Source organism: Rhodoplanes sp. (assembly GCF_013377085.1).
Taxonomy (GTDB): Bacteria; Pseudomonadota; Alphaproteobacteria; order Rhizobiales; family Xanthobacteraceae; genus Rhodoplanes.
On the sequence record NZ_JACAAX010000085.1, the window covers coordinates 1 to 7,176 of the forward strand.

Here is a 7,176-nt window from a genome sequence, read left to right on the forward strand (position 1 = left end):
CGTGAATCACAAGCCTCTCACGCTGCCAACAATTTTATGGGTCCGGACCCTAGGACGATCCGGCAGGCCTGCCAAGCGCCCGCGAAGGTCGCCGATCGGCGGGGCGCACGCGGCTCGGCCTGCCCCGGTCCCGGCCGCGCTCCTCGCCTCGGTCGGGGCCGGCTCGAAGGCCGCCCGTTTCCAACAGCACGGCGGCGCGACCCTGAAACACCCCGCTGCCGTCGGAGGCGAGCGGCGAGCTGTTGCGCTTGATGCGCTTCGGCACGCGGCGGCTGTCCGCCCTGCTCTGGTATCCGGATGCGCCTGCCTCGCCGAGCCCGATCGTCACCGCCTGGCGCCGGCGCCTCACCGTGCGGCCGCCGCGCGTCTTCGGCTCGCCAAGCTCGAACTCGTGCATGACGCGCTCCATCGCGTCCTTCTGCGGCTTCGGTTGCCTGGACGATCACTTGGACGACCACTTGGACGATCACTCGGGCGATTGCTGGGCCGTCGGCGCTCCTGCGGAACCCACCGTGGTGACAGGCGCCACAGGGCGGAGCACCGCGACGCCTGTAACGACTCGATACAGTGTGTTCGAGACGGCGCGCCTCCACGCTCCCGCCGGCATGCCGGCCGTCGGGCGCCGCACCCGAACGCAGACTGCACCACCGCGACGCCGGCGCCGTCACGTCTCGCCGCAGACGGCGCGCACCATGACGTCGACGGCAGCGGCGGGTTTCAGGCCGCTCTCGCACACCAGCGTCCGCCAACTGAAGAAGCTGAGCGCCAGCTTCAACACTGCCCGCTGCCGTGCGCCCAGCCTGGTGCCGAGCACCTCCTGCCACGCCGCCATGGGCGGACCGAGCCGCTGCTCGACGATCTCCCGGGTGAGGGCATGATGCTCGGCGTCGCGCAGCACGCAGGCCGCCAGCGCATGGTTGCGCTCGTACCAGCCGTAGACCGCGAGCAGGCCGGCGCGCAGCCGCTCGCGCCGATCTTCGATCGTGCGCCAGGACGCGGCCTCGGGCAGCGGATCGCGCTCGAGCGTCAATCCGGAGCAGGCCAGATACAGGCTCCGCTCGTCCGGGAAATGGGCATAGAGCGTGTGGCGCTGAACGCCGGCGCGCTCGGCCACCATGCTCAGCGTGGTCAGCGCCGGGCCGACGCTGCCGTGCAGGGCGACGGCCGCCTCGACGATCCGCAGCCGCGTCTGCGCCTGCTGCTCGGCCCGCCGCCTGAGCGTGTAGGTCCGGGTCACGGATTTTTGACTGCACACATACGTGCACCCATAATTGACCGTCCTGTCGAATTTCACTACACGTGTGTGTGCCACTGAATGTCGAATATGTCCACCACCCGGTGCGGCCCCGGTCCGGCCGCGAACCCCCGACCTCACGGGAGGACGCCATGGAAGCCCGCATCGATGAAATCGCCGACGGCATCTATCGCCTGTCGATCTTCGTGCCCGACATCGCCCCGCCGGCCGGCTTCACCTTCAACCACTTTCTCGTGCGCGGCGACGAGCCGCTGCTGTTCCACACCGGCCTGCGGAAGATGTTTCCGATCGTGCGCGCCGCCGTGGCGCGGCTGATCCCGCCCGAGCGCCTGCGCTGGATCGCCTTCGGCCATTTCGAGGCCGACGAGTGCGGATCGATGAACGAGTGGCTCGCGGTCGCGCCGCAGGCCACGCTGGCGCACGGCCACACCGGCTGCATGGTGTCGCTCGCCGACATGGCCGACCGACCGCCGCGCGAGCTCGCCGACGGCGAGACGATCGACCTCGGCGGCAAACGGGTGCGCTACCTCGACACGCCGCACACCCCGCACGGCTGGGACGCCGGCGTCCTGTTCGAGGAAACGACCGGAACGCTGATGTGCGGCGACCTGTTCACCCAGCTCGGCGACGGCGACGCGCTGACCGAGGGCGACATCGTCGGCCCGGCCATCACGGCCGAGGATCTGTTCGGCTATTCCAGCCTCGCCCCCGGCATGGGACCGACCATCCGCGGCCTGTCGCGGCTCGCCCCACGCACGCTGGCGCTGATGCACGGTCCGTCCTTCTCAGGAGACGGCGCCGCCGCCCTGCACGCACTCGCCGACGACTACGATCGCCGCCTTTTCGCGCGCCGGCCTCTCGGAGCCGATGCGGCCGCCAAGGTCGCCTGACGCGCCCGCAGCGCGACGGCGGCGTGCCTTCGCCGCCCTTCAACTCGCCGGTTGCAGAGAGAAGCCGGATCACCGAACCTCGCTTCGGTGATCCGGGTCAGGGGCGCATCCGGCATCGTTCGTTCGCGCCACTCGACCGGAGCCGAATGATCGCGACGTGGAGGTTCGACGATGACGCGGGCCGGCCTGGCCGCCATTCTTGCACTGCTGCCGTTCGGAGTCGGCGCCGCCGAGCGCAGCGTGTGGACCCACAACGGATCGCTGATGTACCTCGTGGCCGACGGCGCGGAACGCAGCTTCCGTTATCTCGAGCCCCGCCCCGGAATGGCCGCGGCGGGGGCGGCGCGCGACGCGGTGCTGTTCCAGGGGCGCATCGAGGGCAATCGATACGTCGGCACGGCGACGATGTTCCATCCAAAGTGCGGCAGCTTCACCTATGCGGTGTCGGGGGCGGTGAGCAACGACGACCGCCGGGTGGTTCTGAGCGGCGAGGCGCCGCGCATCGGTCGCGACTGCCGTCCGCAGGGCACGCGCCCGGACACGCTCACGTTCGAATATGCCGGCACCCGAGACATCGACGCGGCCGCCCCGGCCGCGAGCTTTCCGCCAGCGTTCCGCGGCTTCTGGAAGCTCGCCGGCAAGACGGGCAATGCCTGCCCGACGCCGCGGCTGAGCCTGACCAGCGGCGTCATCCAGGTCGACCCGACCGCGTGGAAGGGCTGGGAGAGCGGCTGCGACCTCATCCGGATCGAGACGCCCAAGACGACGCCGCCCGACGGCCAGGCCACCGTCCGGGTGGAGATGAGCTGCTTCGTCGAGGCGAATTCCTACCGCAGTCTGGAAATCTGGCAGGTCCGCCGCGTCGATGGCCGCTCGCTGCTGGTCACCGCGACGCTGAAGACCTGGGACCACCGCGACGACTCGGGCACCCCCCAGCCGGACGATGACGAGCCCGGCATCGACGTCTACGTCCGCTGCGACTGACGCGCGCACGGCGCGGACGAGGTCTCGTGGGACGTGATGACGGCACGACTTCGGCCGAGCACCTCGGGGTCACGGGGGGAGTCGGTGCTGGAGGCCGCTGGTGTAACCGGCCGCAATCCTTATGCTGACGGCGCTATGCGATCCGACACGGAGTTCTCGCTTGAGCGTCGCCTTCACCAAGGAAGAAAGTGCCGAGACGGCGTCGGAGACGCAGCTTCCCGACCGGCCGATTTCGCCGCATCCCAACCTGGTCACCGCGGCCGGGCTGAAGGCGCTGGAGCTTGCGCTCCTGAAAGCCCGCGCGGCCTGCGAGGCGGCGCAGACGATCGAGGACGTGAACGAACGACGCCGGCAGGAGGCCGGTCCGCTGCGCGATGCGCGATACCTCGCGGTCCGCGTCCGGACGGCCCAGGTGATCGCCGATCCGACCTCGGCCGATGTCGTCGCGTTCGGCAGCACCGTGACCTTCCGGCGCGGCGACGGCCGCGAACAAACCTATCGCATCGTCGGAGAGGACGAGGCGGATCCGAAGGCCGGAACGATTTCGTTTGTCTCCCCGGTGGCCCGGCTGCTGATGCGCAAAGCCGTCGGGGATGTCGTCGGCTCCGGCGATCACGAGCTGGAGATTTTGGGCATCGCGTAGCCGGCTTGGGGCCGTAGGGCGGATCAGCGAAGAGTGATCCGCCGCCCTCGGCGTCACGGCGCGATCGGCGGATCACGCCTCCGGCTGATCCGCCCTACGGGCTCCCTCCTCCCACGCGCGGAGGTGAGGCCGAGCCCCGCTCGATCGGCCGTGCAGTATAAGGATTGGCGCCACACCAAAACGCCCATCCGATACCACATGCACGCGACCCTCGCCGAGAAGCAGACCGAACTGGCCGCCTTTTGCCGCTGCTAGGGATCGCGCGCCTGGAGGTGTTCGGCTCGGCGGCGCGAGGAGCCGGCTTCGATCCGGCCCGCAGCCACGTCGATCTGCTGGTGAGCTTTCTGCCCGAGCTACGCAACGACCTCGCCGCCTTCGCCGACGTCAAAGACGCGCGGGAAGCCCTGCTCGGCCGCCCGGTCGATCTGGTCGAGCGCGAGGCCAAGCACGCCGTCCGTGACCGCGAGATAGGAACCTCGCAGACCCGCGATCAGCCCCCGCCGTCGGCGCCCGGGCGCGACACCAGGCGCAGAGCCATGCCGTCGATCAGGGCGTCGCGGCGGGTCTCGGCGGCGGCGACCGCGGCGATCGTCTGCCGGTGCGTCGTGGCGTTGGAGCCGAGGACGACGATCCCGCCGATGGTCGCCGCCAGCGCGCCGAGGAACAGCACGGCGTTTCCGCCGAACAGCCCGAAAAACGACCCGAGCAGGATCGGAAGCCCCGCTCCGATCGCCACCTTGGCGGCGAGCATGTACTTTCGGCACCCCTCGGCCGTGTCGGCCAGCCGCTCGATCTGGTCCTCGAGGCGTGCGATCTCGACCGCCGCATCGTCCGGCCCGTCGGCCGCCGCATCGGTGTCGTCGTACACGCCCCGATCCCGTCGCAGACCCGCCTACTGCGCCGCCTGCATCTGCGGCGCTGCGGCGTCCTTGCCGAAGCGGATCAGCGAGAAGTGGCCGAGCGGCGGCATCGGGCGGCGCTCGATGAAATGCACGCCGCGGGCGCGCTCGACCCAGTGGCGCAGGCGGTCCCACGGGAACTCCGGCCGCCAGCCGAGTTTTCGCGCCAGCGGCGCGAAGGCCGTTTCAAAAATTTTCCGCGGGCCGCTCTCCGCCCCGATGTGGTTGACCAGGATGATCTCGCCGCCCGGCTTCACCACGCGCAAGAATTCGTCGAGCGTGCCCTCCGGGTTCGGCACCGCCGTGATGACGTATTGCGCCACCACGACGTCGAACCAGCCGTCCGGAAAGGCGAGCTTGGTCGCGTCCATCACCGACAGCACTTCGACATTGTCGAGCTTTTGGGCGACGACGCGCTCCTGCGCCTTGCGCAGCATCGGCTCGGAGATGTCGACGCCGAACAGCCGGTTGGTGCGCTTGTAGTCGGGCAGCGAGATGCCGGTGCCGACGCCGACCTCGAGGATGCGGCCGCCGCCGGTCGCCTCCACGGCCGCGATCGCCGCCTTGCGGCCGCGCTCGAACACCGTGCCGAATACCAGGTCGTAGACCGGCGCCCAGCGCGCATAGGCTTTCGCGACCTTGTCGCGGTCCAGACCGTCGAGACCGTCGCGGCGAAAATCGTCCCCCATGGCAATGCCCCCGAATTGAAAATGTCTCAGCGTCGCACGAAAACCGCCTCGGCCCCGTGCCGCTCGATCCGTGCGTCCGCCCGCGGCGGCACCACCGTCTCGGCCGCCGACGCCGCATTGCGGATGAAGCCGCCGCCGAGGACCCGCGCCTGGCCGGCCAGCGCGTCGTAGAGCACGCAAGCCTGCCCGGGAGCGACCCCCTCCTCGCCGTCGACCAGCTCCACCTCGATCTCGTCCCCGGCGCGAAAAATCCAGGCCGGCTGCGGCCGGCGGGTCGAGCGCACCTTGACGAACACCTCGAGCCGGCCGGGCGCATGCGCCGCCGCCAACGCCTCGTCGAGCGTGCCCTCGCCGATCCAGTTCACGTCGCGCAGCCGCATCCGCATGGTCTTCAGCGCCTCGCGCGGGCCGACGACGACGCGCCTCGACGCCGCATCGAGCCGCACCACGAACAGCGGCTCGCCGGCCGCGATGCCCAGCCCGCGGCGCTGGCCGACCGTGAAGCGGATGATGCCCTGGTGCCGGCCGAGCACCCGGCCGGCGAGATCGACGATCTCGCCCGGCTCGGCGGCGCCCGGCATCAGCCGCTCGATCACCTCGGTGTAGCGGCCGGTCGGCACGAAGCAGATGTCCTGGCTGTCGTGCTTGTCGGCGATTTTCAGGCCGAACTGCCGCGCCAGCTCGCGGGTCTCGGCCTTGGTGCGCTCACCGAGCGGGAAACGCAGCACGTCGAGCTGGTCGCGCGTCGTCGCGAACAGGAAATAGCTCTGGTCGCGCTCCTCCTCGCGGGCCCTGAAGAGGGCGCGGCCGCCGTCCGGCATGTCGCGCGACGCGACGTAGTGACCGGTCGCCAGCACGCGGGCGCCGAGCTCGCGGGCCGTGGTCAGGAGATCGCGGAACTTGATCGACTGGTTGCAGTCGACACAGGGCACCGGCGTCTCGCCCGAGACGTAGCTCTCGGCGAAGCGGTCGATCACGGCTTCCTTGAAGCGGCTCTCGTAGTCCAGGACATAATGAGGGATGCCGATCTGCTCGGCGACCCGGCGGGCGTCGTGGATGTCCTGGCCGGCACAACAAGCCCCCAGCCGATGCGTCGCGGCGCCGTGGTCGTAGAGCTGCAGCGTCACGCCGACGACGTCGTAGCCGTCGGCCTTCAAGAGCGCGGCCGTCACGGAGGAATCGACCCCGCCCGACATGGCGACCACCACGCGGGTGTCGGCCGGCCGCGTATCGAGATCGAGATTGCTCCGCATCATCGCCGCGGCACCGCCGCGCTCCTCACCTGGCCCCGCACGGCTGGCCCGCCGTCGCGGCTCTTGTCGACATTACTATAGGGAGCCGGGCGGCCTGCCGCCAGCGGCGCCATGCGGCGCCTTGCGGCGCCTTGCGGCGGCGGGGCGCCCGCATCCGCCGGAAAAGACCGGCAGAACTTGCCGGGACGCCAGCAAGGGATTCCCGACCGCGCCCGGAGGGCCGCCGGGGCAACCCGTTATCGCATTGTTTCATATCGATTTTTGTGATGGCCCAAGGCTTGCAAATCGATCCGCGAAAGAGTGTTCGCCGAACCTGTCGAAAAGGTCGATCCGCGTGCCCACCATCACCACCGAGTCGAGCGCCTTCGCTGCCGCCGCCCATGCGGTCCAATCCGCCGCCCGTTCGGCGACGCGCACCGCCTCGTCCACGACCGACTTCGCCAGCCTGATCGACGACGCGCATGACTCCGCCGCGGCGACCCAGGACGCCCAGACGCGCCAGCGGACGACCGATCCGAGCACGACCCGGACCACCGACACCAGCCAGACCGCCTCGACCGACC

8 protein-coding genes and 2 pseudogenes are annotated in these 7,176 nt (G+C 70.2%); 4 read left to right on the forward strand and 6 right to left on the reverse strand.

The features are described 5' to 3' along the window. Positions 1–49: 49 nt before the first annotated feature. Positions 50–415, reverse strand: a pseudogene (locus HXX10_RS28810) (DUF6496 domain-containing protein); the annotation flags it as partial. A 249-nt stretch (positions 416–664) separates the two neighbouring features. Next, complete coding sequence (locus HXX10_RS28815) at positions 665–1,237, reverse strand: TetR/AcrR family transcriptional regulator (protein ID WP_296526933.1); 573 nt, start codon at positions 1,235–1,237, stop codon at positions 665–667. A 149-nt stretch (positions 1,238–1,386) separates the two neighbouring features. Between HXX10_RS28815 and HXX10_RS28820 the strand changes: the two genes are divergently transcribed. The 4 genes and pseudogenes from HXX10_RS28820 to HXX10_RS29070 all read left to right on the forward strand — a co-directional run. Continuing rightward, positions 1,387–2,145, forward strand: a complete 759-nt coding sequence (locus HXX10_RS28820; RefSeq protein ID WP_296526934.1) for an MBL fold metallo-hydrolase — start codon at positions 1,387–1,389, stop codon at positions 2,143–2,145. A gap of 171 nt (positions 2,146–2,316) precedes the next feature. Beyond that, positions 2,317–3,129: a hypothetical protein gene (locus tag HXX10_RS28825; protein ID WP_296526936.1), complete on the forward strand. Its 813-nt coding sequence runs from the start codon at positions 2,317–2,319 to the stop codon at positions 3,127–3,129. Positions 3,130–3,289: 160 nt separating this feature from the next. Beyond that, on the forward strand, positions 3,290–3,772 hold the full coding sequence (greA, locus tag HXX10_RS28830; protein WP_296526938.1) for a transcription elongation factor GreA: 483 nt from the start codon (positions 3,290–3,292) through the stop codon (positions 3,770–3,772). A 242-nt stretch (positions 3,773–4,014) separates the two neighbouring features. Further along, positions 4,015–4,215: pseudogene (locus HXX10_RS29070) on the forward strand (nucleotidyltransferase domain-containing protein); the annotation flags it as partial. Positions 4,216–4,262: 47 nt separating this feature from the next. Here HXX10_RS29070 and HXX10_RS28835 read toward each other — a convergent pair. From HXX10_RS28835 to HXX10_RS28850, 4 genes are all read right to left on the reverse strand, one after another. Then, the gene (locus HXX10_RS28835; RefSeq protein ID WP_296526940.1) at positions 4,263–4,640 is read right to left on the reverse strand and encodes a hypothetical protein; all 378 of its coding nucleotides are present in this window, start codon (positions 4,638–4,640) and stop codon (positions 4,263–4,265) included. 24 nt (positions 4,641–4,664) lie between these two features. Next, positions 4,665–5,360, reverse strand: coding sequence for a class I SAM-dependent methyltransferase (locus HXX10_RS28840; RefSeq protein ID WP_296526942.1), 696 nt, complete (start codon positions 5,358–5,360; stop codon positions 4,665–4,667). Positions 5,361–5,386: 26 nt separating this feature from the next. Further along, on the reverse strand, positions 5,387–6,613 hold the full coding sequence (gene mnmA / locus HXX10_RS28845) for a tRNA 2-thiouridine(34) synthase MnmA (RefSeq protein ID WP_296526946.1): 1,227 nt from the start codon (positions 6,611–6,613) through the stop codon (positions 5,387–5,389). 249 nt (positions 6,614–6,862) lie between these two features. Further along, a partial coding sequence (locus HXX10_RS28850) for a hypothetical protein (RefSeq protein WP_296526944.1) occupies positions 6,863–7,176 on the reverse strand: 314 nt, incomplete at its 5' end.

Excerpts from the sequence above, each read along its gene's own strand:
- HXX10_RS28820 (WP_296526934.1), top strand. The coding sequence starts at position 1,387 with ATGGAAGCCCGCATCGATGAAATCGCCGACGGCATCTATCGCCTGTCG.
- HXX10_RS28825 (WP_296526936.1), top strand. The coding sequence starts at position 2,317 with ATGACGCGGGCCGGCCTGGCCGCCATTCTTGCACTGCTGCCGTTCGGA.
- HXX10_RS28840 (WP_296526942.1), bottom strand. The coding sequence starts at position 5,360 with ATGGGGGACGATTTTCGCCGCGACGGTCTCGACGGTCTGGACCGCGAC.
- mnmA (WP_296526946.1), bottom strand. The coding sequence starts at position 6,613 with ATGCGGAGCAATCTCGATCTCGATACGCGGCCGGCCGACACCCGCGTG.